This window comes from Cupriavidus sp. 01L45, assembly GCF_056399885.1.
This window is the reverse complement of the sequence record NZ_JBFTSG010000045.1, coordinates 51,743-77,524: the sequence shown is the minus strand read 5'-3', so window position 1 is coordinate 77,524 and position 25,782 is coordinate 51,743. Positions and strand designations below refer to the sequence as shown.

The window sequence follows — 25,782 nt, the reverse complement described above, 5'->3', positions numbered from 1 at the left end:
TGATTGCTCTGCCCCCGGCAGGGTCGGCTTTCTTCTCGTTAGTCTTCTTTGCCGAAGCAAAGAAGAGTGACCGGCGTCCCCCGCAGGGGGATGTCGTATTCCTTTGGGTGCAATAACCAACACCGCCAAATTAAAATCAAACTCAAATCAAATTTAGAGAAAATTCAGACCAAAAAACAATACCCTACCCCTCCAAATGGCAAGCCACCATCTGCCCACCCCCCCTCTCCCTCAACACCGGATCCTCCACCCTACACCGCTCAGTAGCCTGCGCGCAGCGCGGATGAAACCTGCACCCCGACGGCGGATTCAACGGACTCGGCACCTCCCCTTTCAGCACAATCCGCTCCCGCCTTTCCTCTGCCTCGACACTGGCCACCGGCACGGCGGACAGCAACGCCCTGGTATAGGGATGCCGCGGATTCGCATATAGCTCGTCACGGCTGGCGATCTCCACAATGCGCCCGAGATACATCACGGCAATCCTGTCGCTGATGTGCCGCACCACCGCGAGATCGTGGGCAATAAAGACATAGGTCAACCCAAGCCGCCGCTGCAACTCCATGAACACATTGACCACCTGCGCCTGAATCGACACGTCCAGCGCGGAGACCGGCTCGTCGCAGACAATCAGGCTGGGCTCCACGGCCAAAGCGCGGGCAATGCCGATGCGCTGGCGCTGTCCCCCGGAAAACTCGTGCGGGTAGCGGTCCGCCATGTAGGGCAACAGCCCCACCATCTGCAACAGCTCCGCGATGCGCGCGCCATAACGCGCCTTGTCGCTCGCCATGCCATGCACCTCCAACGGCTCACCGATGATATCGCGCACCTTCATGCGCGGATTCAGCGATCCGAACGGGTCCTGGTAGACCATCTGCACGCTGCGCCGGAAGTTCTTTTCCTGCGCCTTGCTGAAGGTGGAGAAGTCGTCCCCGTCGAAGGCGATCCGTCCGCCGCTGGCGGCGAGCATCTTGATGATGGCCAGCCCGGTCGTGGATTTTCCGCAGCCGCTTTCACCAACGAGGCCGAGCGTCTCGCCACGCCTGAGCGTGAACGACACGCCGTCCACGGCCTTCACAGATCCCACTTGACGCTTGATGAAGAGGCCCTTGGTCACGGGGAAATGAACCTTGAGGTTCTCGACGCGCAGGATCTCGTCGCCAATCTCGCCATACCGGGGCGCGGCAGACGCCGCCTGTGTCTCAGTCTGCATCATGGAGGAAGCATGCCTTGTAGTGGTTCGGGCGAACGGCGCGCAGCGCCGGGCGCGACAGGGCGCATTGATCGGAGGCGAGCTTGCAGCGCGGCATGAAGGCACAGCCGGGCGGCAGCGCGGTCAGGTCGGGCGGCTGGCCGTCGATCGGCACCAGCGGCTGACGGGTATCGCCGTCAATGCGCGGCACCGAGGCCATCAGGCCACGCGTGTACGGGTGCGACGGATGGCCATACAGCTCCCGCGCGCTCGCGGTCTCGACCATGCGCCCGCCGTACATCACGGCCACGCGATCGGCATAGCGCGCCACCACGCCCAGGTCGTGCGTGATCAGGATCAGCGCCGTGTCCGACTTGCTGGCGAGATCCTTCAGCAAGTCGAGAATCTGGGCCTGCACCGTGACGTCGAGCGCAGTGGTCGGCTCGTCGGCGATGATCAACTGCGGCTTGCAGGCCAGCGCCATGGCAATCATGGCGCGCTGGCGCATGCCGCCCGAGAACTGGTGCGGATAGGCGCCCAGCCGGCTTTCCGCTTCCGGGATCTGCACCTTGCCGAGCAGCTCGCCGGCAATGCCGAGCGCGGTCTTCCACGGCATGCCCTGATGCAGGTTCATCGGCTCGGCGATCTGCTTGCCCACGGTCAGCGCCGGATTCATCGAGGACATCGGCTCCTGGAAGATCATGGCGATGCGGTTGCCGCGAATCGCGCGCATGCGCGCCGGACTGAGCCGCAGCAGGTCTTGTCCGTCGAACAGGATCTCGCCCGCTTCGATCCGCCCGGCCGGGCTGGGAATCAGCCCGAGGATCGACAGCGCGGTCACGCTTTTTCCCGAGCCGGATTCGCCGACGATAGCCAGCGTCTCGCCCGGCGCCACGTCGAACGAGACCTGGTCGACCGCCGTCACCACGCCGCGGTCTGTACGGAACCGCGTAGTCAGCTTGTTCACCTGCAGAATGGGCTGCGTCATGCGCCTCCTCCGAGCGGCAAAGTGGCAAAGTGGCCAATTGCCTGAATGACAGTATTGCGCGGGCCGGGCGCTCCGGCCCGCGCGTTCGCGTCACGGGTTCAGAATCCCATCTTCTTCTTCATGTCCTGGTCGATCCACATCCGCGCGTAGATCGGGCCGGGACGCACCGCGCCCGCACGCAGTTCGGCGTCGTAGTTCCTCACCCAGGGCCACCATGCGGTGTACTGGTAAGGGATCGGCAGCCAGATATACGGCGCATCCGCCAGCACGTCCCGCGTCAGCGCGCGCAATGCCTCCTGGCGGCGGCCGAGGTCGCGCATCTGGAAGGCTTCGTTCACGCGCTGCTCGTACTTCGGATCGCCCCACTGCGCAGCATTCCACACCTGGCCCTTCACGAAGCTCTTGCGGATCGTGGTGGTCGGGTTGGTATGCCCGTTGCTCATCAGGTAGCCGGGCGCATTGGTCTTGGTGGTCATGGCCGACAGGAAGGCGCCGTACTCCATCGGCTGGATCTCGATGCGCACGCCGACCTGTTCGAGATAGGCTCCGATCAGCGGCAGCAGCTCCAGGTGCTCGGGCTGGCAGGCGCATACCTGCACCTTGAACGTGAAGCCTTTCGCATACCCCGCCTCCGCCAGCAGCTTGCGTGCCTTGTCCGGGTTGTAGGTGAACAGCTCCTTCACCTGTTCCGGCATGGCGCTCAGCGGTTCGAAGTAGCCTGCGTAATCCGGATGCTGCGGATAGGCGAACAGTTCGGCATTGCCGCCGTAGAACTGCTTGACGATCTCCTGCTTGTTGACCGCCATGTTCAGCGCGCGCCGCACCCGGACGTCGTTGAACGGCTTGGTGTCGACGCGCAGCGCCACGTACTGGCCATTGGTCGACAACCAGCGCGACCACTTGAGCGCCGGCGCGCTCTTCTTGAGTTCATCGACAGCGGTCCAGCGGACATACTCCAGCACGTCGAGCTTGCCGGTGCGCAGCATGGTGTTGCGGGTGGACTCGTCCTTGACCGTGCGCAGTACCACCTTGTCGACGAAGGGCAGCTTGTAGTCCTTGCCGCCGATCTTGTCGCTGTCCCAGTATTGCGCGTTCTTGGTATAGGTGCTGGAAGTGCCCTGCACGAAGTTGCTCAGCAGGAAGGGCCCGCTGCCGTTCACATTCTTCCAGTTGCCAGCGCCGGCGGCCGCCACTTCCTTGGGCATGATGCCGGAGTAGTAGCCCCAGCCAAAGCGGTAATCCCATTCGGCGTTGTATTCCTTGAAGCGGAATACCACGGTGTACTTGTCGGTCGCCTCGACCTTGGTGAGGTGGTCGTAGTAGGTCGGGATCTTCTTGGCGCTGCTGTTCATCCGGGTATAGCTGAAGACCACGTCGTCGGCCACCAGCTCGCGCTCTTCCATCACGCCGGCCTTGGCGGGAAACTTGACGCCCTTGCGCAGCCTGACTTCCAGCGTCAGCGGATCGACCCACTTCCAGCTCTCGGCAAGCTCGCCGCGGATCGCATCCTCCGGCAGCCAGGCGTCCGCCTGGAAGGCATATTTGCCGCCGTTGCGCCTGGACTTGGAAAGATCGGCCACGAAGAGCTGCTCGTAGACCTGCCCGGTATCGTAGTTCTGCTTCCAGTTCCAGTCTGCCAGGTCCCAGGACAAGGCCGAGATGGTCGGATACATCGAGCCGATTTCGAGATTGCCGCCGTATTTCGGCGCTTCGGCCTGCGCACTGGCCACGCCGGCGGACAGCGCCAGTGCCACGCCCGTTGCCACCGAGACTATTGTTCTTTTCAAACCGCGTCCCTCCATCGTTGTCTCCTAGTTGCGCCCGTCAAGTCGCGACGCAAGCGATGCGCCCGCGCCCCTGGATCCTCCCGGGCCGGCGTCATGGCGCCGGCCTCTGGTATCGCGTTACCGCGTGCCGCGCATGCGCGGATCGAGCAGGTCGCGCAGTGCGTCGCCATAGACGTTGATGGCATAGACGACCACGGTGAGGCAGATGCCGGGGGCCAGCGCCAGCCAGGGCCCCTGGAACATGAAGGTACGGCCGTTGCCGGAGAGCATGCCGCCCCAGGTCGGCGCCGGCGGCGGCACGCCGAGCCCGAGGAAGGACAGTCCGGACTCGGCCAGGATGGCCGTGCCCACGCGCGTGGTGAACAGCACGATGATGGGCGGCAGCACGTTGGGCAGGATATGGCGCCACAGGATGCGGCCGGTGGAAGCGCCCATGGACTGCGCGGCGTGGACGTACATGTTCTCGCGTACAGAGACCACCGCGCTGCGGATGATGCGCGATCCGCCGACGCCCAGCAACAGGCCAAGCGTGCCGATGATCTGCCAGCTGCCCGGGCCGAGCACGGACACCACCACGATCAGGATCACCAGGTCCGGAAAACTCATCCACGCATCCACCATGCGCTGCACGATCAGGTCGAATTTGCCGCCAAGGTAGCCCGACAGGATGCCGATCACCACCGACACCGCTGTGGCCAGCGTGGCGGCCGACAGCCCGATGATCACGGAAAGCTGCGCCCCGTACAGGCAGCGCGACAGCATGTCGCGCCCGAGGTTGTCGGTGCCGAAGGGATGCGCCCACGACGGTGGCTGCAGCCGCTTCATCATGCTGATCTCGTTGACGCCATATGGCGCCAGCCAGTCGGCGAAGACGCCGCAGAACAGGAAAATCAGGCAGATCACCGCGCCGGCGGCGCCCAGCGGCTTCTCCCGGAAAAGGCGCTTCACCAGGGCAAGGGCAGCGACAGCCCAACCCGTGCCGGACATCTCCCGCGGCGGTTGCACCGCCTGGATTGCGGGGGCGTTTGCGATTGGACGGGCCATCAGCGATGCCTCACTTTCGGATCGAACAGCCCGTAGCTCAGGTCCACGAGCAGGTTGATAAGCATGACTGCCACGCCGACCACCAGGAACACACCGGTGATGACGGGATAGTCCCGCTGGTTGACCGCGTCCAGCAACAGCAATCCCATGCCCGGCAGCGCGAAAATCTGCTCGATCACCACCGCGCCGCCGATCAGCAGCGGCGCTTGCAGGCCGATAAGCGTCACCACCGGGATCAGCGCGTTGCGCAGCGCATGGCGCAGGATCACCAGGCGTTCGTTCAGTCCCTTGGCCCATGCCGTGCGGATGTAGTCCTGCCGCAGCACCTCCAGCATCATCGTGCGCGTCATCCGCATGGTGATGGCGGACAGCGCCATGCCGAGGATGATGGCGGGCACCAGCATGTTGCTGATGTGCTGGAGCGGATCTTCAAGGAAGGGGACGTAGCGTACCTCCGGCGACCAGCCCCACCACACCGAGGGAAACACCATGACCATCGTGCCCAGCCAGAAGCTCGGCACCGCGAGCATCAGGATGGAGAAGGAGCGCGCCACGTAGTCGGCCGCGGTGTCCTGCCGGATGGCCGACAGCACGCCGACGGGCAACGCTACCGACAGCGCCACGAACAAGGCCAGCGCGCCGAGCGAAAACGTCGCAGGCATGCGCGCCACCACCATCTTCAGCACCGGCTCGCCCTGCCACAGCGACTGGCCCAGGTCGCCGTGCAGCGCGATGCTGCCGACCCAGTGCAGGTACTGGCGCCACATCGGCTGGTCCAGCCCGAGCGCGCGGATCAGGTCGTCGCGGCTTTTTGCATCGGCGCTGATGTCGTTCTGGCTCAGCATCAGGTCAACCACATCGCCCGGCACCATGCGCACGATCACGAAGACGATCAGGCTGGCGAACAGCAGCGTCGGCAGCAGCGCCAGCAAGCGGCGCAGGATGTAGGCGCTCATAGCGTGGCGCCCGCTTCGAAGAAAGATACCGTAGATACGATAATTCTTGCCGCCCCGACCATAGCATCTCCTGTTCGGTGCTTCATGTGGCTGACCCGTGCCGCACGCCGGAATCGCTTTACGCTCAAATAAAGCGAACTACAACCAGAAATAGAGAATCCGCACGACGATTTTCCACCGGACTGCTGTTTATGCAGATAGCGTACTTAGCATACCCAGAGTTCTAATTCGTGACAACCGAACTCGCCCTTGAATGTCTAGTGGATTTACCTAGGGTCCGCGTTCGCGGCGCGCACGTTGTGCAATGCAAACCCGCCAGCGCAGGAGCGAGGGCGAGCGCAGGCCCCGCGCCTGCGCGCGGAAGACCTGCGAAACGGTTTCAGGATGGTGCGCTGCGGCGCTCAGTAGCCGCGCAGCGTGGCCCAGCGATGCGCGTGGAAGTTGGTATCGCCGAGCAGTGTTTGCGCGGCGCAAGCGCGCTTCATATAGAAGCCGATCTCGAACTCGTCGGTCATGCCGATGCCACCGTGCATCTGCACGCCTTCCTGCACCGCAAGCGTCGCCGTGCTGCCGGCCCGCGCCTTGGCGGCCGATACGAGGGCAACAGGCTGGGCGGGGCTTTCGTCGAGCAACTGCTGGCTGCGCAACACCGCCGAGCGCGTGATCTCGATTTCGCTGAACAGGTGGGCGGCGCGATGCTGCAGCGCCTGGAATTCACCGATGATCTTGCCGAACTGCCTGCGCTCCTTCAGGTACCGCAAGGTACGTTCGAACGCCTCGTCGGCAATGCCGACGAGTTCCGACGCCAGCGCGGCGCGCGCGATATCGAGGACCTGGTCGAGCATGGCCGCGCCGCCGCCCACCTGGCCGAGCACGGCGCCGGCGTCGACCCGAACATCCCGGAACCGAACCCGGGCCGCATTGCGGGCATCCGCCATCACGGTACGCTCGATGTCGATGCCATCGCTGCCACGCGGAACCAGGAAGAGCGTGATGCCATCCGGGTCGGCCGTGTCGCCACTAGTGCGGCCCACTACGATCGGCGTATCCGCGATATGCCCGTCGATGACGAACACCTTGGCGCCATTGAGCACGTAGCCACCGTCCTGCTGCGCCGCACGCAGCGCCTGCCGTTCCGGCCGGTGCGCCGCGCTCTCGTCGATCGCCAGTGCCGTCAGGTGCTTGCCGGCGGCGATGGCTGGCAACAGCTTCGCCTTTTGCGCTTCGCTGCCGCACCGTGAGATCAGCGATGCGCCAAGCAAGGCGGTGGAGAAGAATGGCGTGGGCGCCAGCGTGCGGCCAAGCGCTTCCATGAGGACGCCAGCCTCCACCACACCAAGCTCGCTGCCGCCATACTGCTCGGGGATCAGCACGCCGGCAAAGCCCAGTCCGGCGAAGTCCTTCCAGAGTTGGGTCGAGAAGCCGGTCTCGTCGCGCGTATCGCGCAGCTTGCGCAACATCGCGACCGGCGCGCTTTCGCGCAGGAATGCCAGGGCGCTGTCCCGCAGCATCTCCTGGGTCTGGTTCAATACGATGGCCATGGTCGTTTTCGAAGCGTGGCGTTCAGGCGGGGTCAGGCGCCGGGCAAGCCAAGCAGGCGCTTGGCAACAATATTGAGCTGCACTTCGCTCGTGCCGCCCTCGATCGAGTTGGCTTTGCTGCGCAGCCAGCCGCGCGCGGTGGCGCCATCCTGGCTGCGCTCGCTCTCCCATTCCAGCGCTTCGCTGCCGCCGATCGACATCAGCAGTTCATAGCGCCGCTTGTTGAGTTCGGCCCCGTAGTACTTCAGCACCGAGGAGAACGCCGCGATGCCCTCGCCTTGCCTGGCGAGGTCCACCGCCCGCTCGCCCGCCAGCCCGAAGGCCAACTCGTCGATCTCGAAGGTGGCGATCTGCGCGCGCAGCATCGGCGCATCGACCTCGCCGCGTTCGTTCTGGCCCAGCGTGTCGCGGGCAAGCCTGCCCATCGGCGGGCGCTGCCCGCGGCTGCCGATGGCGCTGATCATTTCGCGCTCGTGCGTCAACAGGTACTTGGCGATGGTCCAGCCGCCGTTCGGCTCGCCGACCAGGTTGCCGCGCGGCACCACGACATCATCGAAAAAGGTCTCGCAGAATGGCGACTTGCCCGAGATCAGCACGATCGGGCGCGTCGACACGCCCGGCGTCTCCATGTCGAACAACAGGAAGCTGATGCCGGTATGCTTCTGCGCCGCAAAATCGGTACGCACCAGGCAGAAGATCCAGTCCGCCTTGTCGGCGTAGGAGGTCCAGACCTTCTGGCCGTTGACGACAAAGTGATCGCCACGCTCGTCGGCGCGCGTCTGCAGCGAGGCCAGGTCCGACCCGGCGTTCGGTTCCGAGTAGCCCTGGCACCAGCGAATTTCCCCACGCGCGATCCTGGGGAGGTGCTCCCGCTTTTGCTGCTCCGTACCGAACTTCAGCAACGCCGGGCCAAGCATCCAGATGCCGAAACTTTGCAGCGGCACCCGGCAACCAAGCGCCTGCATCTCCTGGCGCAGCACCTTGGCTTGCTCGCGGGACAGGCCGCCGCCGCCGTACTCGCGCGGCCACTCCGGCACCGTCCAGCCCTTCTCGCCCATGCGCGAGAGCCAGAGGCGCTGCGCTTCGGACTGGAAGCGGAACTTGCGTCCGCCCCAGCAGATATCGTCTTCGTTGCGTACCGGCTGCCGCATCTCGGACGGGCATTGCGCTTCCAGCCAGGCACGTACCTCCTGCCGGAAGGTTTCCAGGTCATCCACGCTTGTCTCCTTTTTTTATATTCTGGCTTGCTACATCCTGCCTGGCGTTCCATGCATACCGGCTTAGCTGGTTATATAAGTCAATCCCGGCAACGTCAATACTCCATTTCCTAAAATGGAGGGAGTGTCCGGCCTCCCCTGCCACGTGACGCAAAAAACGGCCGCACTAGTATTCACAGACAGTGTGATAGGATTCCCAAAAAACATACCGCAAACACGAAACCGCCAAAAGCAACACACTGGCCTTTTCCGTGGCGCGTAACGAGGAGACAACAATGGAGGGTGAAGCCATCGGCGCGGCGCGCTGTGCCGTCCCGGCCTTCCCTGGCACCCGCGCACCGGACCGCACGCGCGCCGTCAATGCCGACGGCATCCGCATCGCTGTCCATGAATGGGGCGAGCCCGACGCCACGCCCATCCTGCTGGTGCATGGCGCCCTGGATTTCGCGCGGACCTTCGACGCCTTCGCGCCGCTGCTGGCCGATGGCGGCTACCGCGTGGTGTCCTACGACCAGCGCGGCCACGGAGATTCCGAGCATGCCGACCTGTATAGCTGGGTTGCCGACGAGCGAGACCTGCTTGCCGTGGCCGACTCGGTCACACGCGAGCCGCTGATCGCGATCGGACACAGCAAGGGCGGCTCCTTGCTGGTGCACGCGATCCAGGCGCTGCCGCATCGCTTCACCCGCTTCGTGGCCATCGACGGCCTGCCCTTCCGCAACCCGCACGCGGACAGCGCCGTGCGCGAGAAGAAGTCGATGACCGCGCCCATCATCACCCGCTGGCTCGATACGCGCAGGCAGAGCGCAAGCCTCCTGCGTAAGCCCGGCACGTTGGAGGAACTGGCGCAACGGCGTGCCCGGATGAATCCGCGGCTGAGCCTGGCATGGCTGCGCTACCTGGCATCGCTGGGCGCGCGGCAGGATGCGGACGGCTGGCGCTGGAAGCTCGACCCCGTGATCGGCGCCTCCGGCTTCGGCCCCATGCGGGCGCGCTGGATGACCGACCGCCTGCCCGGCTTCCCCATTCCCATGCTGGCCATTTTCGGCACCGAACGCGAACCCATGGGATGGGACGCCACCGCCGCCGACCTGGCGCCGTATTTCCCGCCCACGACCCAGGTCCATGTGATGCGCGACACCGGGCACTTCATCCATATCGAGCAACCGCGCGAGACCGCGGACCTCATCCTGCGCTTTCTACGCTCATGACCGTCTACCTGCGCCACAACCGCCTGCGCCTCGCCCTGCATCCGCTCAAGTCCGGCAGCGGTCCCGCGCTGCTGCTGCTGCACGGACTGGGCGAACGCGCACCGCAGGCTCTGCCGCCGGAGTACGCGGCATGGCCCGGCCCGGTACACGCGCTGGATTTCACGGGCCACGGGCTGTCAGACATACCGCGTGGCGGCGGCTACAGTTGCGAGTTCCTGATGGCGGACGCGGATATCGCACTGGAGCACCTGGGCCCGTCGACCGTGGCCGGACGCGGTCTCGGCGGCTATATCGCCTTGCTGCTCGCCGGCGCGCGGCCGGACCAGGTGCGCGGCGCCATCCTGCGCGACGGTCCCGGGCTTGCCGGTGGCGGCACCGCCGCGCGCAATCCGTATATCCCGGTGGTCGACACCACGCGAACCGGTCCGCCAGACCCTTACGCCATTGCCGACCTGGCCACCGACGTGCGCCCGCCCAGCTATGCCGCCAACTACGCGATGCTGGCGTCGCAACACTCGGAGACGCCGCAGCCGATCTCGGTCTGTACCCGTGAGCGCCCGGACTGGCTGAAGGCGGTGACCGAGCTGCTTTCGCTGGAGCCGGTGGAACTGGACCAGGCGCTACATCGATATGCATCGCTGGCGGCCACGCGTGGAGGCTCGCCGGCATGAAAGCGGAATGCGCGTCGGAAGCCGTGCCGGTGGCCGTAGGCGCCGGAGCGGCCCTGCATGAAACGCACACCCCCGGCGCGCAGCATGAACTGGCGGAACACCATTTCCGCACCCACGTGCAACAGCACCTGCCGCGCAACGCCCAGGCCTACCTGATCCACGGCATGCTGGGCATGACCGGATTCCGGCTGGTGACCGCCCCCACCTTCGTGCCGGCGTACATCTACCTGCTGTCCGGCTCCAAGCTGGTGGTGGGATGCGTGCTGTCCGCGCAGTACGCGGGCATGGCGATGTCCTCCATCTGGGGCGCGACGCAGATCGAGCATCGCCAGCGCGTGATGCCACTGATCTACCTGGTGGGATGGCTGGTCCGCCTGCAGATCCTCGGCCTGGGCCTGTCCGCCTTCCTGCTGTCCGGTGACGGCGCGCTGACGGCCGCCGCCGTGTTCCTGCTGCTGTTCGGCCTGTTCAACGGCGTCCAGAACGTCACCTTCAATTACCTGACCTCGAAGATCATCCCGCTGGAGCGCCGGGGCATGCTGAGCGCGCTCCGCAATTTCCTCGGCGGCCTGATCGCGGCGGCGGTGGCTTATCTCGGCGGGCGCTTCCTCGTTGGCGGCAATGTGTTCGGCAATGGCTATGCCACCACCTTCCTGGCGGCGTTCGTCCTCACCAGCCTGGGCATCTCCGCGCTGACGCGGATGCGCGAGCCGGTATTGCACGATGTACGGTCGCAGTCCGGCTTTCGCCAGCGCATCCGCGAAGTTCCTGCCCTGTTGCGCGCGGACAAGCACTATGTGCGCTTCTTCGTCGCCCGGGCGCTGGTGGCGTTCAGCATGATGGCGGTGCCGTTCTACGCCATCTACGTCGGCAGCCACCTCCCGCTGTCCGGCGCCACGCTGGGCTACCTGAGCATTGCCTATCTGCTGGCGCAGACCACCAGCAACCTCGCCTGGGGCCGCATCGCCGACCGCTACGGCTATCGCCTGGTTTTCCTGGGCAGCATCGGCCTCTGGGCCGTGTCGACCGCCGCGCTGCTGCTCTGTGATGGGCTGGGCGCATTCCTGCTGGTTTTCTGCGGACTGGGCGCGGGCTTCGGTGGCTACTTCCTGTCCGCGGACAATTTCGCCCTGGAGTTCGGCAACCGGCGCGACCGCCCCATGCTGCTGGCCGTCTCCGACACCGCCACCTACACCATGATGGCATGCGGCCCGGTCCTCGGCGGGCTGCTGGCACAGGGCGTGCGCTTCTCGCTCGTATTCGTTGCCGCCATCGCCGTCATGGGCATTGCTTTCGCGCTTGCCCTGCGGGTGGAAGAGCCGCGCCGCCGGCCGCGGCCCGCGCGCGAGGGGAGTGTGTAGCGGGATATCGCCTCAGGATCACCAGGATCGCAGAGATCGCCAGGAGACAAGATGGAATTCAGAACCTATCCGGAGTTCAGCACCCACTACCCGCTTCTGCTCACGACCATCATGAAGCGGCCGGTGCGGATGTACCCCAACGAAACCGGCGTTGTCTACCGCAACCCGGCCACCGGGGAGTACTTCCGCTTTACCTGGATGCAGTGGTACCGCCGCGTGGCACAGCTTGCCAACGGACTGAGCGGCGAACTGAAGGCGCGGGCCGGCACGCCCGGCGAGCCCGGCGACCGCATCGCAACGATGGCGCTCAACACGCATCGCCACCTGGAGCTGTACTACGGCGTGACGGGCATCGGTGCCACGCTGCACCCGATCAATGTCCGGCTCTCGCCGCAGCACATCATCTACACGATCCGGCACGCGGGCGACAAGATCCTCTTTGTCGACGACACGCTGATGCCCTTGCTGGAGGGCATCTACGACCAGATCCGGGACGTAGTCGAGACGGTGGTCTATATGTCGGACAAGCCGGGGCTGCCGCAGACACGGATCCCCGGCATCATCCAGTACGAGACGCTGCTCGCCCGCCAGGCCGATACCTTCGACTGGCCCGCGCTGCACGAGGACGTCAACGCCACGCTGTGCTATACCACCGGCACCACCGGACAGCCGAAAGGCGCGACGTTTACGCACCGCCAGTTGTACCTGCTGACGATCCACATGATGGCGCAGCTCGCCATCGGCAACACGCCGGACCACGATATCGCCGATGGCCTGGGCACGCGCCTGGGCGAAGGCGCGGTGCCGCTGCTGAACACGCCGATGTTCCACATCCACGGCTGGGGCCAGCCGTTCGTCGCGGTCTACAGCGCGCAGAAGATCGTGCTGCACGGCACCTTCACCGTGCAGGGCTTCTGCGAGCTGGTGGAACGCGAGAAAGTGACTTCGGTCGGCATTGTCGCGACCATCGCGGCCATGCTGCTCGAGTATCCCGACCTCGGCAAATACGACCTCAGCAGCCTGGTGCGCGTCAGCGTTGGCGGCGGCGCGCTGCCGCTCGGACTCAAGCGCAAGCTGGAAGCCCTGATCCCCACCTTCCGCATGAGCTCCGGCTACGGCATGACGGAGACCGCGCCCACCATCGTCGGCTCGTTCATCAAGAAGACCATGCTCCACCTGGACCGCGACGAGACCGATGCCGTGCTCGTCAAGTCCGGCCTGCCGATCCTCGGCGTGGAGGTGGAGGTCGTGGACGAACAAGGCAAGCCGGTGCCGCAGGACGACCAGACCGTCGGCGAGATCGTCGTGCGCGCGCCCTGGACGACCGAGCAGTACTACCGCAATCCCGAGAAGAGCGCCGAGCTCTGGCAGAACGGCTGGCTGCACACCGGCGACATCGCCAAGGTGGATGCCGAAGGCTATATCACCATCGCCGACCGCATGAAGGACGTGATCCGCAGCGGCGCGGAGATGGTGCCCACGGTGCTGCTGGAAAACCTGATCGCGATGGCGGACTTCGTCCACGAGGCCACGGTGGTCGGCGTGCCCGATCCGCTATGGGGCGAGAAGCCCATGGCGCTGGTCAGCGTGCGCGCGGGCTACGAGGCCACCGAGGACAGCGTCATCGAGTTCCTGAAGGTGCATGGCGTTGCTACCGGAAAGATCACCAGGTGGATGTTGCCCAAGCTGGTGGCCATCACGCGGGACATCCCGAAGACCAGCGTAGGCAAGTACAACAAGAAGCAGATCCGCGACGACCTGGAGAGATTCCTCGCCATCGCCAGGGATGTGTCCCATCGTCATGAATGAGCATTGAATAGTGCATTAAATAATGCATTCCCAGACCTCAACGCACAGGAGACTTCAAATGCGTGAAGCAGTCATCGTATCCACCGCGCGTACGCCGATCGGCAAAGCCCATCGCGGCGCATTCAACAACACCCAGGCGCAGGAGCTTGGCGCCCACGCCATCTCGCATGCCGTGCGGCGCGCCGGCATCGACCCGGCCGAGGTTGCCGACGTGGTCCTGGGCTGCGCGGTCCAGCAAGGCTCGACGGGCGGCAACATCGCGCGCCAGGCACTGTTGCGCGCCGGCCTTCCCGTCACCGTGCCGGGCATGTCGATGGACCGGCAGTGCGCATCCGGGCTGATGGCAATCGCCACCGCGGCCAAGCAGATCATCGTCGACGGCATGCAGGTGACGGTGGGCGGCGGGCTGGAATCGATCTCGCTGGTGCAGAACGACAAGATCAATCGCTACCGGGCGCAGGATCCGCAACTGGTCCAGACGCTGCCGCAGATCTACATGACGATGCTGGAAACCGCCGAGATCGTGGCGCAACGCTATGGCGTAAGCCGGGAGGCCCAGGATGCCTATTCCCTGCAATCGCAGCAACGCACGGCCGCAGCCCAGGAAGCCGGCCGCTTCGACGCCGAGATCGTGCCGATGACGGCGACGATGCTGGTCACGGACAAGGCGACCGGCGCGGTCAGCGAGAAGCAGGTCACGCTCGCCAGGGATGAAGGCAATCGCCCAGGTACCACGCTGGCCGACCTGCAGGCGCTCAAGCCCGTGTTCAAGAACGGGCAGCGCGTCGCGGAAGGCGCATTTATCACCGCCGGCAACGCGTCGCAGCTGTCCGACGGCGCATCGGCCATGGTGCTGATGGAAGCGAAGGAAGCGGAACGCCGTGGCCTGCAGCCGCTGGGCGCCTATCGCGGCATGGCCGTGGCCGGCTGCGATCCGGACGAGATGGGCATTGGCCCGGTCTTCGCGATCCCCAAGCTGCTCAAACAGCACGGCCTGTCCATGGGCGACATCGGCATCTGGGAACTGAACGAAGCCTTTGCCAGCCAGGTACTGCATATCCGCGATACGCTTGGCATTCCGGACGAGCGCCTGAACGTATCGGGCGGCGCGATCTCCATCGGCCATCCCTATGGCATGTCCGGCGCGCGCATGAGCGGCCACCTGCTGCTGGAAGGCAAGCGCCGCGGCGCGAAGTTCGGCGTGGTGACGATGTGCATCGGCGGCGGCATGGGCGCCGCCGGCCTGTTCGAAATCTTCTAGGGACGGCGGTAGCCACCGGTATCAAGTCACCTACGCAGACCAATTGGAGCCAACCCACATGACAGCCGTCAACGCCGTCGCCGATCTCACCATTGAAGGCGACATCGCCGTCCTCACGCTCAACTCCCCTCCGGTCAACGCCTTGTCGGCTGCCGTGCGCACCGGCATCCTGGAGGGCGTCGAGCTTGCCATCGCCGACAGCAAGGTCAAGGGCATTGTCCTTACCTGCGCCGGCAAGACCTTTATCGCCGGCGCGGACATCACCGAGTTCGGCAAGCCGCCGTCCGGCCCGTCGCTGGCCGACGTGCAGGCCGCGATCGAGAACTCGCCCAAGCCCGTGGTCGCGGCTATCCACGGCACCGCGCTCGGCGGCGGGCTGGAAGTCGCGCTGGTCTGCCACTACCGCGTGGCCGCCAGGTCCGCCAGATGCGGCCTGCCCGAAGTCAATCTGGGGCTGCTGCCCGGCGCCGGCGGCACCCAGCGCCTGCCCCGCATCGTCGGACCCGCCAAGGCGCTGGAGATGGTGACGTCCGGCATGCACGTCGGGGCCGCCGCGGCTGCCGAGATGGGGCTGTTCGACCTGGTCACGGACGACGCCGCGCTGCGCGCCGACGCCATTGCCTTCGTCAGGCGCATCAACGCCGAGCAAAGGCCGCTGCGCAAGGTGCGCGACCTCAATGAGAAAGTGGAAGCCGCGCGCGGCAGGCCCGAGCTGTTCGCCGAGTTCCGCAAGGCCAACGCCCGCAAGTTCCGCGGGTTCGAAGCGCCCGAGTACAACATCCGCTGCATCGAGGCCGCGGTCAACCTGCCGTTCGACGAAGGCATGAAGGTGGAGCGCAAGCTCTTCCTCGAACTGATGAACGGCACGCAATCGGCCGCGCAGCGCTACTACTTCTTCGCCTCGCGCCAGGTCTGGAACCTGCCGGATATCCCCGCGGATACCCCCACCATCGACGTGAAGACGGTCGGCATCATCGGCGCCGGCACCATGGGTGGCGGCATTGCCATGAACATGCTCAACGCCGGTATTCCCGTCGTCATCGTGGAAACCGCGCAGGAAGCACTCGATCGCGGCGTGCGCACCATCCGCGCCAATTACGACAACACGGCAAAGAAGGGCCGCATCACGGCCGCCGATGTGGACAAGCGCATGGCGCTGCTGACCCCCACGCTAGATCTAGGCCAGCTGGCCGACGCCGACCTGGTGATCGAAGCCGTCTATGAAAACATGGACGTGAAGAAGGACATCTTCGGCAAGCTCGACAAGATCGCCAAACCCGGCGCGATCCTTGCCACCAACACGTCCGCGCTCGACGTCAACGAGATCGCCTGCGCCACGTCGCGCCCGGAATCCGTGATCGGCCTGCATTTCTTCTCGCCGGCCAACGTCATGAAGCTGCTGGAAGTGGTGCGCGGGGACAAGACGTCCAGGCCCGTGATCCGTACGTCCATGGAACTGGCGCGCAAGATCGGCAAGATCGCCGCGCTGGTCGGCGTCTGCCCGGGCTTCGTCGGCAACCGCATGCTCGCGCAGCGTCAGCGCGAAGCGCAGAAGCTGGTGCTGGAAGGCGCGCTGCCGTGGGATATCGACCGCGTGCTCTACAACTTCGGCTTCCCGATGGGCCCGTTCGCCATGAGCGACCTGGCCGGCCTGGACCTCGGCTGGATCCGTGAGAAGAGCAGCAGCTCGACGCTGCGTGAAATCCTGTGCGAGATGGACCGCCGCGGCCAGAAAACCGGCGCGGGCTATTACGACTACGACGAGAAGCGCAACGCGAAACCCTCGCCCGTGGTCGAGCAGATCATCCGCGACTTCGCCGCCAAACAGGGGAAGACGAGCCGCGTCGTCTCGGAGCAGGAAATCCTCGAGCGCTGTGTCTACACGATGATCAACGAAGGCGCGAAGATCCTTGAGGAAGGCAAGGCCATCCGCGCGTCGGACATCGACGTGGTGTGGGTCAACGGATATGGCTGGCCAGTGTATCGCGGCGGTCCGATGTGCTATGCCGACACCATTGGCCTGGACAAGGTACTGGCCACGCTGAGGCGCTTCGAATCCACACTTGGCCCGGATTTCAGGCCGGCGAAACTGTTGGTGGACCTGGCCGCGCAGGGGAAGACATTCAGCGACCTGAAGTAAAAGCGGGCCGGCCGGGTGCTACCCGGTGATGTCATTGCCCGGCCAGCGCGGCGCCGCCGTGCTGGCCGGGCAAAGTCATGTGCGCAGTTAGGCTACCAGCTTGCCAAGGCTTTCAACGGTCTTGACGCAGGCCTGGGCCGCTTCCTTGCCTTTCACTACGAAATGTTCGCTGAAGAAGCGGCGATGCTCTTCGTGTTCGTGAAAATCCTTCGGCGTAAGCACCGCCGACAGGACCGGCACTTCTGTGTCCAGCTGCACGCGCATCAGTCCGCCGATGACGGCATCGGCAACGAACTCATGGCGGTAGATGCCGCCATCGACCACAAAGGCGCTCGCCACGATCGCAGCGTATCGCCCGGTAGCGGCCAGTTTGCTGGCGTGCAAGGGAATCTCGAATGCACCGGGGACTTCGAACACATCGATCACATCGCGGGAAATGCCTTGCGCGGCCATTTCCGCGAGGAAGGCGTCGCGTGCGCGATGGACGATATCGGCATGCCACTGGGCATGGATAAACGCAAAGCGGTTGGCAGCGGGAGTGTGCCGCGGGTCCGGCAGGCCGGCAGCGGATTGTTGAAACGAGGAGTAGGGCTGATTCATGGGTTGCCTTTTAGCAGGGGTTACCAGAATCAGGGCGCACGAGCCCGCGCCCCCGCCGCTTCCGGGCAGAGGCATGAACGTCGCGATTCTCTTTCATCCGGACTATGACCGTCGGCTTCGGAATCACACCGAATCTGCTGACCCCGGCCTTGGGGAAGCCGGGCGCTCGCGGGCTTATGCGAATCAATCGCCATCACCGCCGGTGGGGACTTTCACCCCGCCCTGAGAACGCTGCTGCGGGCCTTGGCCCGCAGCGCAGGCGATTATACGCCGGGAATGCGGATCGGGTTTTGGCCAGAACGGACTAGTCCGGACGCCATGGAAGGTATGGGCGCCAATCGAGCCGACGGCACCACCGGGATGAGGCGCCCGACCGTCGCGGAGAACGTGTGGCACCGCACGTGCAGCGGCCGTGAAGTTGTCGCACAATGCAAATCTCATCCAGGTTGAACCTCAGAGGCGAAGTCGCCACTTCCATGAGGAGACACGATGAACAGGATCATGAGCCGCCTGGCCATCCTCGTCGCATTGGGTCTTTGCTCCACTGAAGGCGCGCAGGCGTCTGACATCGTTTGCAAGGCAGCCCGCCGGGGAGCCTCGGCCAGCTGCGAAGACACGGTGGCAGGCGGGCAGCCATGCGCCAAGCAAACGGGCAATCGCCGCCCGCCCGCGGATTCCCTGATCTGCGATTACGCACTCCTCTCCATAGGATACGACCGCATCTACGCCGAGCAGCAGAGGCTGCTGCGGCATGGCGCGATTCGCCAAGCGGATATTGTTGCGTGGCGCAAAAAGCGCGACGCCTGCGACTCGGTGACCTGCATGGACGATGTCTTCGCGCAATGGCACAGGTACGCCGCGCAGAGAAAGTCCACGCGAGTCGGCGCTCAACCGAAGGAGCGCGTCGCCATGCCGCTTGCGGAAAAGCCGCAGAATATCGAGGCTCGCGGCAAGCCAAGGCGTGGCGAAGTCGTTGTGTCTTTGCCGCCCAGGCAGAATTCGCAAGCGCAAGCTCCGCTGAACGTGACGCAACGCAGCACGGAACAGGCCGTACGCGCCCCCACGACCGACACTTCGCTGCGGAATTTGCCGGTGAAGCCTCCGGTGATGCCGGTCGCAAGCAAGCCATCTCCCGTCGCCAGGGGCTCGTTTGGCGCGCTGGCTTGCGCTGGCGTGATCGGTGTGGGCCTGGCCTACCGGCGGACGCGCAAACGGCACGGCGGCTTCCCGAGAGACCACGCACCGCACGCGCCCGTACCGGCGGCCAGACTCGTCCTGTTTGCGCTGATCGCCCTCAATTTGCTGCTTCTGCTCCTGGCGCTGGTGCCGGCATAGGAAGCCATGCGTGCCGGGGCAAGTGGAAGCAGGCTCATGACGCGCGCAAACCCGCAAGCCACGCGCGCCATTGGCACATACACACGCCCTGTGCTTCGTCAGCCACCTCAGACTGGCAGCGGTTCACCATTGACGATCCACGGGGTGCCGAACTTGTCGGTCAGCATGCCCCAGCGCCTGGCCCAGAAGGCCGGCTGCATGGGCATGGTCACCTGGCCGCCGCTRGCGAGGGCAGCAAAGACCTGCTCCGCTTCCGCGGTGGTCGCATAGTCGACCGCGATGGACACCCCTTTGATGCCCTCATAGGGCAGGTGCGCCGGGCAATCTCCCCCGAAAAGCGTGCCACCGCCAGGCAGCACGAGCCGTGCATGCAGGATGCGATGGGCGAACTCCTTCGGGATCTGGTCGGCCATGGGTGAGTCAGCGCCACTCATCAGCACTTCGAGCTTGCCACGGAGGGCTTGCTCGTAAAAGCGCATGGCTTCGGCGCAATTGCCGTTGAAGGCGAGGTATGCGATGGCTTGGGTCATATGGAGTCCTTTCGCTGTTAGCTTGGCGATCACAGGGCCGAACCGGTCGTCCCCGCACTGGCACGACGCGTGGACAGCCCGCGGATCGACAGGACTTGCCCTCTTGTTACAAACTTCCCGGACGTTGATCCGGTCACGCCGCGGGTGCCGCGGCGGCCCGCCGCGTCAGAACGGCATGCATCGCCACCGGCGTTCCCACATGCTCGGTGCATTCGTAGCCCAGGCCTTTGAGATCGATACCGGTCAGCAGGGGCTCTCCGGCGCCCAGCACGGCCGGCACCATGGCCAGGTGCAGCTCATCCACCAGGCCGGCGCGCAGATACTGCCGCACGCTCGCTACGCCTCCGCCAAGCCGTACGTCTCGCCCGCGTGCCGCATCCCTCGCCTGCTTCAGCGCATCATGGATACCTTCGGTGACGAAATGAAAGGTTGTGCCGCCGTCCATCGAGACCGATTTGCGGGGATGGTGGGTCAACACGAAGACCTCGGTGTGGTAAGGCGGATTGGGTCCCCACCATCCTTTCCAGAGATCGTCGGGCCATGGACCACGGACAGGACCGAACATATTGCGACCGATAATCCAGGCACCGACGTTGCTGAATCCGCGCGCCGCGAAATCGTCATCCACGCCCGTCGTACCGCCATCGCCGCCGAACATGTGCCGGAACGTGCGCGTGGCGATGGCCCATTCATGCAACGCAGTGCCTCCCACGCCAAGCGGATCCGCCAGGCTCTGGCTTGGGCCGGCGCCGTAGCCATCAATGGAAACCGAAAAGCAGTGAACTCGTAACCTGGACATACGTGCCTCTCCGTGAATGCCATGTCTTTTGGCGGACCAGCGCTCCGGCCCGGCCTGCGGATCGCAACGCGCGCCGCATCAAAGCTTAGACGATCGAGGACACGCGGTATCGACAGGCGACATGAAGAATATCGTCTCCCTCCGTGTTCCTTATCACCCCTCGCATCGCACAGCGGCATTGCCCCGTTTTCTGCCGATATATGCGGAAGCTAAAACGTATCGGCCGGGTGGCGCGCTTGCCGGCCCGATGATCCTGGTCGACGATGTTGTTTGGCTCCCGGCCTCCAATGAGAATTGGCAGCAGAAGGCATGCTACGCGGGGCTACTTGTTGAGTGGCGTGCATTCCTCCAGCCTGGAGTAGCCATGCGCTTCGATTACCGCAGGCGCCACAATGATGTACCCCAGTGATCTCAGTAGCGTCACCGCTTCGATTTCGGCGTCGGCGTGAGGCGCTCGTTTCGAAGACGCTGCGAAGGTTGCGGCCGATCTCGGCGTCGCATCGTCCGGAAGCTCGCGGGGCTGGCCGCCCTGGTTGCTGGCAACGAGTTCGCAGCGCTGCACATTGGGTCTCCAGGTGACCTCCACCGCAGTACAGAATTTGCTGGTGAAAAGCCCCAATTGCATGCTTGCTTTCAGCCATGCCACGAAGGACTCGCGAGATGCGGGCTGATATCCTTGCAGCACAGTTTCAAGATTTTTCTGCGGCAATCCCTCCGTTGTGGGGGAAGGCTCTTCCAGCAGTGAGAGCTGCAGCGCGACGCGCTCGCGGTCGGCTTCCTGGTAGATCAGGCATTCCGCGTCAACCACGCCTTCGCGCAGCAGTTCGCACAGCAATGCCCAGCCCCTGGGATTCTTCTCAATGCTGCCTTCCAGGCCAGGGTCCAGGCTCGCTAGAATGGCGGCCATCGATTCGTGCCTGCCAGACGTGACTTCCACTGCGAAGGAACCGGCATTGCGTGACGGGCTAGCCCGGCGGTAGAGAATCTGCAGGGACTCGTCCTTGTATTCCTCGATCTCGGCAAGGGTCTCGGCGGCTTGGATCCAGGCGTAGTTCTCGATATTCTCAGCAAGCTTTCGCGCGGCCCTGGCCATGTCATACGCAAGAATGCCAACATAGCTCTTGCACGCGGCGCATTGGCACTGGAGACGCCCGTAATGCAGAAATCCGGCATACACCCGTTCCTGATGCCCGCAATGATCGCATTCGAGCGCAAAGCCGCCCTGGCGCGACGGGCGCTGGATGGCAAGTAGCCCATCAACCTGGTATCGCGCCGGCTGATCGCAACATGGACAGTCCCAGATGATCTTGTGCGACCCATCGCGAGCCGCCACCCTGCCAAACTGACGCTCCAGCGCACTGCGCGGAATGCCCTGCGCCCGTCCGAGCACGTCGGCCGAGTAGCGCCAGTAGAAGTAGGAGTGAGCGGCAGCTGCCACCTCGGGGCCGTGCTCGCGCAACTCTTGTAGCACGCGCGGTGCGTGCCGAATCCGTTCGGAGAGGCTATCGACCATGAGGGATCTGCCGGGAACAAGCGCCTCCAGGGCCTGGCGGCTCTGCTCGACAAAGGCAGGCACATGAACGCGACGGATGGTGTCTTCGTCATTGAGCCAGCGCGAATGTCCCGGCAGCGCGTTAAGCGCATCGATGGCTTCCTTGAGTTCCGCTATCGGTGGACAGGCCAGGAAAGTAAACGGCTTGCTGAACAGCAATGCATCTATCATCGCATCGTCTCCGGCAGAACGGCGCCCCGCCCGGGCGTGGGCGGGGTGCCACGAAAGCGCCTATGGTCAGTCAGTCAGTCAGTCAGTCAGTCAGTCGGCTCGGCACTTCTCAACCGATCCCGCAGCCTCTGCACGCACGCCCGGCCATCGCTAAAAGTGGGTGCCAGTGGGCGGGGCCCCAACAGCGTGGTATTGATCAGCCCGGCCGCAGGCACCGCACCCTTCAGGTAGTGTTGCGGGCGCGCCATGGCCCGGACGTCGGCGGAGAGAATAGTGAGCCAACGCAGCCCTCCGAACGGCTGAGTTGCCTCCTTGCGCGGGACGTCGGTGTAGAGCCGGAACGCGTATCGATCTGCTGGACGATATCGTCGGTGCCGCTCTTGAATCGCGGGCGCGCATGCTTTCCAGCAAGTCTGTGTAGAGCGAATGCACGACGATCGTGCTAAGCAGGCCAAGCGGCGGCGCGCCAGGTGCAATGGCGGTCGTACTGATGCGTCCGAACGGACGCAGCAATTGCGTCAGTAGCTTGCGCACACGATTTCCCCCCGGAACGTGACGTGTGAACTGCGGACCTGAGCGATCAAGCGGCAATGGTATCAACAGGCTACCGCAGGGCCGCCGCCGGGGCGCGCCGAGTTGCGCGGTGCTGTTTTACCTGTCTCTACAACGTTATCCCAAATTGGAGCCGGGGCAAAGCCGAATTCGGTTGCGGAGTCCCCACTTACGTGGGGGATGCTCTATATGCTTAGTCAAGCATGAGGGACGAAAAGGATGCTGCCGCGCAGCGTGGCGAACAATTCGCCGGCTCGGTGCTTTTTGCAGCAGGATGTCAGCGCCAGGCCGTCTTGATGCTGCATGGGCTATCGTCCCGATCACCGCCCTACAGCCTCGAACAACCTCGGCTCAGACGGCGCCTGCCCTCCCAAGCTACATGAAGGCCAATGCGCACAGTTCCTTCCCGCTGCCAGTGAGGCTTGCAATACCGGTTCCGTCTTCGCGAACCAGCACATCAACAATGCCCGCAGCTGAGAGCTCGGTGAGATACCGACGAAGCGTACTCATCTGCATCCCGCTTTGTTTGCTTAGTTTCGCCAACGACCACCGCTTTTCAGGAGCACCCTGTGCGGCACACCAAAGCTGTGCCAGCAGTTCCGCAAGTATGGGATCCATGCCAACATCATCGCCCGCAATTTCCGCCCCGATAGGATTGGTATCTTCTCCGATATTTCTTTTAATCGCTGACATCTGCTCGCCTCTTCAACAATGCGCAACCTGCGCCCACTCACGATAATAGTTTCCGCACTGGCAGGGATAGACTACAGAAGCTAACGCCACGTTGGAGCACAGATGGCGCACGCCCAATGCAGGCTCGCTAGCGAGCGCGACCCATGATATGCCCCCAACCGCACTTCCGGCTAGTAGCTAGTAGCTAGTCAGCTTCTGCATCGGCACAGTCCAAGCGATCCTCAAGCAGATCAAGATATCCCCTGGCGACCTTCACGATTGCATTGACACGGATGCGACCAAACGGGGGCACGTGGCACTCCGCCCGATGCCAAAGTCCCGCCGATCGTCATGCCGCGCCCCCGCGCGTGCGCTAGCAGTCGCCCCTCCATGGGCCTTGGCCTCATTCCAGAGGACTGTGCTTCTTTTTCTTCGGGCAAGGTGTACGCGTTGACAAGCTTCCGCGCCTACTAATATTCAGTCCACGGAAAGCGCAAGAACAAACGGTGTCCCGATCAAGCAAGCCACATGGGATGCGCCTTTCCGATACGTTTCTTTTAAAAAACAGATAGAGGGCAATACCATGAGCAACAAACTGATCAAGACGCTTTTTTCCGCCACCATTCTTGGCACGGCACTCCTTTCGATGGCCCAGGCAGGCGCCGTTACCGTGAAGGACAGTACCTTTTCCGGAGATGAATCCGGCTACAACCTGCATGTAGGCACTCGTGACCCGTACACCGACGGCGCCCGGGTTGACGACGCCCGCGATCCCTATACCGACGGAGCCAGGATCGGTACTGCCCGTGACCCCTATACCGATGGCGCCCGCAGCCAGGCCGTGAACACCTCCGACAAGACCTTTAGCGTCGCCGGTCGTGACCGCACCGGTGTCTCGGCACCTCCGGCAAACGCATCCGACAATAGCGAGCAGGCTGCCTGACAGTAACGGGCTGTCACTTCATCGGAAGTCATATTGGCGAATTGCTCGCAAAGCCAATATCCTCGATTCCAGGTATACATACTGAAACCTAAGCATCAAAATGAAACCTAGCATCAAACCGCTATTCCTTGCACTCGCCGGAGCTGCTGCTCTTGCCTCGTCGCTGTCAGCAATCGCAGGTCCGGACTGGACCGTCATCGAGCGCGCGCGCGCCGCGGCGATACAGTCCAAGCAGCATCAAAATCAAAAGCCGTCCCAATTTTCAGGTAGCACAACCGCCTCCGGCACTCCACAGAAGGCCGCATGACACGCTGCCACCTCCCTACTGCAAAAACATCAGGTTAGCGACCGCAGACCGAGATGCCGACTCTGCATCTGCACCGAGCGTCAGAGACACCGGTCGCCATACCTGCTGCCTTTCTCTTCYTGATTGAATTGAGATAACCATGCAAACCGCGCTACTGAAAACGCTACTCTCTACCGCACTCGTGTGCGCGAGCGCCATGACTGCTTTGCCAGCTCAAGCCACCGCGCCGAGGGACAGCACATTCCCCGGCGACAAGTACGGCTATGACTTGCACCGGGGCAAGCGAGATCCCTTCACCGATGGTGCGCGCATCGACCGCTCCCGCGATCCGTTCAGTGACGGCGCACGTGCCAATGGCCCGCCCGCTCCCCTGGCGGACATCAGCCATGCTGCATCCGTTCTCCCAGGCTCGATCCAACTCGCCGGAATGGATCGAACCGGCCCCTCGGCGCCGCCGGGCCACAGTTCGGCTCCCGCAGACAGCATGCCTGCCTGAAAAGCGGTGATTCTGGCGTCGGGCAAATCGGCGCCAATCAGTCCGGTATCTTTGACCTGACAAGCCCAAACTCAAGCAGCGCAGGAACAAAGCAGTGGTTCTTGACGCCGCGCGCGGACAACTTTGTCAGCACATATCGCTTGAGAAGCGATAACCCGGACCAGACGTCGGGAGTCATCGGTGCCAATTCGACCAGGGAGAATTGCGTCAGGATGGCGTCAGGAATCGCAGATACCTGATGCCATGGAGAGCCCGGATCTGGCGTGAACTTCTCCGGCGTCTTGTTCAGATATTGCTGGACCAGGCGCTGAAGCTCCGACACGAAACCGCTCTCCTTCCCATCCGTGGCCGCCGGGAAACCCGCGAGCATCTCACGCGCGTCGAGAGGAAGGGCCTGCCACTCCGCAAGAGAGAATGTGTATCCATAAAAATCCAGATTGAACCGGACGCACATGGGTACGTATTTGAGGTTTTCGCACGCTTCTATCTCAAACACAAATAATGGCAATTTCTCATAAAGAAACATGTCGATCCCCTCAAACTGAAAACGCAGTGAGATGAAAGTCCAACGCCCTGTGCCGTTATCTCACGACGCAGGCAAACACCGCGTCCAAGCCACATCCCGTTGCGCGCCTAAAGTATAGGAC

Annotated in this window: 22 protein-coding genes and 1 riboswitch; of the genes, 9 read left to right on the top strand and 13 right to left on the bottom strand. The window is 63.9% G+C overall.

Annotated features, from left to right (window positions below):
• Positions 1 to 184 precede the first annotated feature (184 nt).
• The 7 genes from AC1DT6_RS27560 to AC1DT6_RS27530 form a co-directional block, all read right to left on the bottom strand.
• Complete coding sequence (locus tag AC1DT6_RS27560) at positions 185 to 1,213, bottom strand: ABC transporter ATP-binding protein (RefSeq protein ID WP_441625304.1); 1,029 nt, start codon at positions 1,211 to 1,213, stop codon at positions 185 to 187.
• Complete coding sequence (locus AC1DT6_RS27555) at positions 1,203 to 2,180, bottom strand: ABC transporter ATP-binding protein (protein ID WP_441625102.1); 978 nt, start codon at positions 2,178 to 2,180, stop codon at positions 1,203 to 1,205. Before AC1DT6_RS27555 ends, AC1DT6_RS27560 begins: the two co-directional genes overlap by 11 nt.
• Before the next feature lie 98 nt (positions 2,181 to 2,278).
• A complete protein-coding gene (locus AC1DT6_RS27550; protein WP_441625100.1) occupies positions 2,279 to 3,982 on the bottom strand; it encodes an ABC transporter substrate-binding protein in 1,704 nt (567 codons plus the stop codon).
• A 102-nt stretch (positions 3,983 to 4,084) separates the two neighbouring features.
• Entirely contained in the window at positions 4,085 to 4,954 is an 870-nt protein-coding gene (locus tag AC1DT6_RS27545) for an ABC transporter permease (RefSeq protein ID WP_045235745.1), read from the bottom strand.
• A 56-nt stretch (positions 4,955 to 5,010) separates the two neighbouring features.
• Complete coding sequence (locus AC1DT6_RS27540; RefSeq protein WP_477102237.1) at positions 5,011 to 5,967, bottom strand: ABC transporter permease; 957 nt, start codon at positions 5,965 to 5,967, stop codon at positions 5,011 to 5,013.
• 401 nt (positions 5,968 to 6,368) lie between these two features.
• Positions 6,369 to 7,508: an acyl-CoA dehydrogenase family protein gene (locus AC1DT6_RS27535; RefSeq protein ID WP_441625096.1), complete on the bottom strand. Its 1,140-nt coding sequence runs from the start codon at positions 7,506 to 7,508 to the stop codon at positions 6,369 to 6,371.
• 32 nt (positions 7,509 to 7,540) lie between these two features.
• Entirely contained in the window at positions 7,541 to 8,725 is a 1,185-nt protein-coding gene (locus AC1DT6_RS27530; RefSeq protein ID WP_441625094.1) for an acyl-CoA dehydrogenase family protein, read from the bottom strand.
• Between the two features lie 275 nt (positions 8,726 to 9,000).
• On the opposite strand from AC1DT6_RS27530, the gene AC1DT6_RS27525 reads away from it, so the two are divergent.
• The 6 genes from AC1DT6_RS27525 to AC1DT6_RS27500 are packed head-to-tail and all read left to right on the top strand — an operon-like array spanning position 9,001 to position 17,178.
• Entirely contained in the window at positions 9,001 to 9,936 is a 936-nt protein-coding gene (locus AC1DT6_RS27525) for an alpha/beta fold hydrolase (RefSeq protein ID WP_441625092.1), read from the top strand.
• Positions 9,933 to 10,607: an alpha/beta fold hydrolase gene (locus AC1DT6_RS27520; RefSeq protein WP_441625090.1), complete on the top strand. Its 675-nt coding sequence runs from the start codon at positions 9,933 to 9,935 to the stop codon at positions 10,605 to 10,607. The genes AC1DT6_RS27525 and AC1DT6_RS27520 overlap by 4 nt, the downstream gene beginning before the upstream one ends.
• Positions 10,604 to 11,968 (top strand): MFS transporter, encoded by a 1,365-nt coding sequence (locus AC1DT6_RS27515; RefSeq protein ID WP_441625088.1) that lies wholly within the window; start codon positions 10,604 to 10,606, stop codon positions 11,966 to 11,968. The genes AC1DT6_RS27520 and AC1DT6_RS27515 overlap by 4 nt, the downstream gene beginning before the upstream one ends.
• 51 nt (positions 11,969 to 12,019) lie before the next feature.
• A complete protein-coding gene (locus AC1DT6_RS27510) occupies positions 12,020 to 13,777 on the top strand; it encodes a long-chain-fatty-acid--CoA ligase (protein ID WP_441625087.1) in 1,758 nt (585 codons plus the stop codon).
• Positions 13,778 to 13,835: 58 nt separating this feature from the next.
• Entirely contained in the window at positions 13,836 to 15,038 is a 1,203-nt protein-coding gene (locus AC1DT6_RS27505) for an acetyl-CoA C-acyltransferase (protein WP_441625085.1), read from the top strand.
• A gap of 58 nt (positions 15,039 to 15,096) precedes the next feature.
• Positions 15,097 to 17,178, top strand: coding sequence for a 3-hydroxyacyl-CoA dehydrogenase NAD-binding domain-containing protein (locus AC1DT6_RS27500; protein WP_441625083.1), 2,082 nt, complete (start codon positions 15,097 to 15,099; stop codon positions 17,176 to 17,178).
• A gap of 87 nt (positions 17,179 to 17,265) precedes the next feature.
• Here the strand turns inward: AC1DT6_RS27500 and AC1DT6_RS27495 are convergent, their stop codons facing one another.
• Entirely contained in the window at positions 17,266 to 17,778 is a 513-nt protein-coding gene (locus tag AC1DT6_RS27495; protein WP_441625081.1) for a 6,7-dimethyl-8-ribityllumazine synthase, read from the bottom strand.
• A gap of 80 nt (positions 17,779 to 17,858) precedes the next feature.
• A riboswitch (FMN riboswitch) is annotated at positions 17,859 to 18,012 on the bottom strand.
• Between the two features lie 255 nt (positions 18,013 to 18,267).
• Here AC1DT6_RS27495 and AC1DT6_RS27490 point away from each other — a divergent pair.
• Positions 18,268 to 19,113 carry a hypothetical protein gene (locus tag AC1DT6_RS27490; protein WP_441625079.1) on the top strand — a complete coding sequence of 282 codons (846 nt, stop codon included), beginning with the start codon at positions 18,268 to 18,270 and terminating at the stop codon, positions 19,111 to 19,113.
• Between the two features lie 107 nt (positions 19,114 to 19,220).
• On the opposite strand, the gene AC1DT6_RS27485 is transcribed toward AC1DT6_RS27490, so the two are convergent.
• From AC1DT6_RS27485 to AC1DT6_RS27470, 4 genes are all read right to left on the bottom strand, one after another.
• Positions 19,221 to 19,643, bottom strand: a complete 423-nt coding sequence (locus tag AC1DT6_RS27485; protein WP_441625077.1) for a VOC family protein — start codon at positions 19,641 to 19,643, stop codon at positions 19,221 to 19,223.
• 133 nt (positions 19,644 to 19,776) lie between these two features.
• Complete coding sequence (locus AC1DT6_RS27480) at positions 19,777 to 20,442, bottom strand: dihydrofolate reductase family protein (RefSeq protein WP_441625075.1); 666 nt, start codon at positions 20,440 to 20,442, stop codon at positions 19,777 to 19,779.
• Between the two features lie 322 nt (positions 20,443 to 20,764).
• Positions 20,765 to 22,165, bottom strand: a complete 1,401-nt coding sequence (locus AC1DT6_RS27475; protein ID WP_441625073.1) for a hypothetical protein — start codon at positions 22,163 to 22,165, stop codon at positions 20,765 to 20,767.
• 927 nt (positions 22,166 to 23,092) lie between these two features.
• Positions 23,093 to 23,410 (bottom strand): ArsR family transcriptional regulator, encoded by a 318-nt coding sequence (locus AC1DT6_RS27470; RefSeq protein ID WP_441625071.1) that lies wholly within the window; start codon positions 23,408 to 23,410, stop codon positions 23,093 to 23,095.
• Between the two features lie 562 nt (positions 23,411 to 23,972).
• Here AC1DT6_RS27470 and AC1DT6_RS27465 point away from each other — a divergent pair.
• Both AC1DT6_RS27465 and AC1DT6_RS27460 read left to right on the top strand, forming a co-directional pair.
• Positions 23,973 to 24,332: a hypothetical protein gene (locus AC1DT6_RS27465; protein WP_441625069.1), complete on the top strand. Its 360-nt coding sequence runs from the start codon at positions 23,973 to 23,975 to the stop codon at positions 24,330 to 24,332.
• 446 nt (positions 24,333 to 24,778) lie between these two features.
• Positions 24,779 to 25,135 (top strand): hypothetical protein, encoded by a 357-nt coding sequence (locus tag AC1DT6_RS27460; protein ID WP_441625067.1) that lies wholly within the window; start codon positions 24,779 to 24,781, stop codon positions 25,133 to 25,135.
• 37 nt (positions 25,136 to 25,172) lie between these two features.
• On the opposite strand, the gene AC1DT6_RS27455 is transcribed toward AC1DT6_RS27460, so the two are convergent.
• The gene (locus tag AC1DT6_RS27455) at positions 25,173 to 25,661 is read right to left on the bottom strand and encodes a nitrate reductase associated protein (RefSeq protein WP_441625065.1); all 489 of its coding nucleotides are present in this window, start codon (positions 25,659 to 25,661) and stop codon (positions 25,173 to 25,175) included.
• Positions 25,662 to 25,782: the final 121 nt, after the last annotated feature.

Bases quoted from the DNA above. Each gene is read 5' to 3' on its own strand.
- AC1DT6_RS27500 (WP_441625083.1), top strand. From the start codon at position 15,097: ATGACAGCCGTCAACGCCGTCGCCGATCTCACCATTGAAGGCGACATC.
- AC1DT6_RS27455 (WP_441625065.1), bottom strand. From the start codon at position 25,661: ATGTTTCTTTATGAGAAATTGCCATTATTTGTGTTTGAGATAGAAGCG.
- AC1DT6_RS27460 (WP_441625067.1), top strand. From the start codon at position 24,779: ATGCAAACCGCGCTACTGAAAACGCTACTCTCTACCGCACTCGTGTGC.
- AC1DT6_RS27540 (WP_477102237.1), bottom strand. From the start codon at position 5,967: ATGAGCGCCTACATCCTGCGCCGCTTGCTGGCGCTGCTGCCGACGCTG.
- AC1DT6_RS27470 (WP_441625071.1), bottom strand. From the start codon at position 23,410: ATGTCAGCGATTAAAAGAAATATCGGAGAAGATACCAATCCTATCGGG.
- AC1DT6_RS27560 (WP_441625304.1), bottom strand. From the start codon at position 1,213: ATGCAGACTGAGACACAGGCGGCGTCTGCCGCGCCCCGGTATGGCGAG.
- AC1DT6_RS27535 (WP_441625096.1), bottom strand. From the start codon at position 7,508: ATGGCCATCGTATTGAACCAGACCCAGGAGATGCTGCGGGACAGCGCC.
- AC1DT6_RS27550 (WP_441625100.1), bottom strand. From the start codon at position 3,982: ATGGAGGGACGCGGTTTGAAAAGAACAATAGTCTCGGTGGCAACGGGC.
- AC1DT6_RS27465 (WP_441625069.1), top strand. From the start codon at position 23,973: ATGAGCAACAAACTGATCAAGACGCTTTTTTCCGCCACCATTCTTGGC.
- AC1DT6_RS27490 (WP_441625079.1), top strand. From the start codon at position 18,268: ATGAACAGGATCATGAGCCGCCTGGCCATCCTCGTCGCATTGGGTCTT.
- AC1DT6_RS27495 (WP_441625081.1), bottom strand. From the start codon at position 17,778: ATGAATCAGCCCTACTCCTCGTTTCAACAATCCGCTGCCGGCCTGCCG.
- AC1DT6_RS27545 (WP_045235745.1), bottom strand. From the start codon at position 4,954: ATGTCCGGCACGGGTTGGGCTGTCGCTGCCCTTGCCCTGGTGAAGCGC.
- AC1DT6_RS27505 (WP_441625085.1), top strand. From the start codon at position 13,836: ATGCGTGAAGCAGTCATCGTATCCACCGCGCGTACGCCGATCGGCAAA.
- AC1DT6_RS27515 (WP_441625088.1), top strand. From the start codon at position 10,604: ATGAAAGCGGAATGCGCGTCGGAAGCCGTGCCGGTGGCCGTAGGCGCC.
- AC1DT6_RS27525 (WP_441625092.1), top strand. From the start codon at position 9,001: ATGGAGGGTGAAGCCATCGGCGCGGCGCGCTGTGCCGTCCCGGCCTTC.
- AC1DT6_RS27520 (WP_441625090.1), top strand. From the start codon at position 9,933: ATGACCGTCTACCTGCGCCACAACCGCCTGCGCCTCGCCCTGCATCCG.
- AC1DT6_RS27510 (WP_441625087.1), top strand. From the start codon at position 12,020: ATGGAATTCAGAACCTATCCGGAGTTCAGCACCCACTACCCGCTTCTG.
- AC1DT6_RS27475 (WP_441625073.1), bottom strand. From the start codon at position 22,165: ATGATAGATGCATTGCTGTTCAGCAAGCCGTTTACTTTCCTGGCCTGT.
- AC1DT6_RS27555 (WP_441625102.1), bottom strand. From the start codon at position 2,180: ATGACGCAGCCCATTCTGCAGGTGAACAAGCTGACTACGCGGTTCCGT.
- AC1DT6_RS27480 (WP_441625075.1), bottom strand. From the start codon at position 20,442: ATGTCCAGGTTACGAGTTCACTGCTTTTCGGTTTCCATTGATGGCTAC.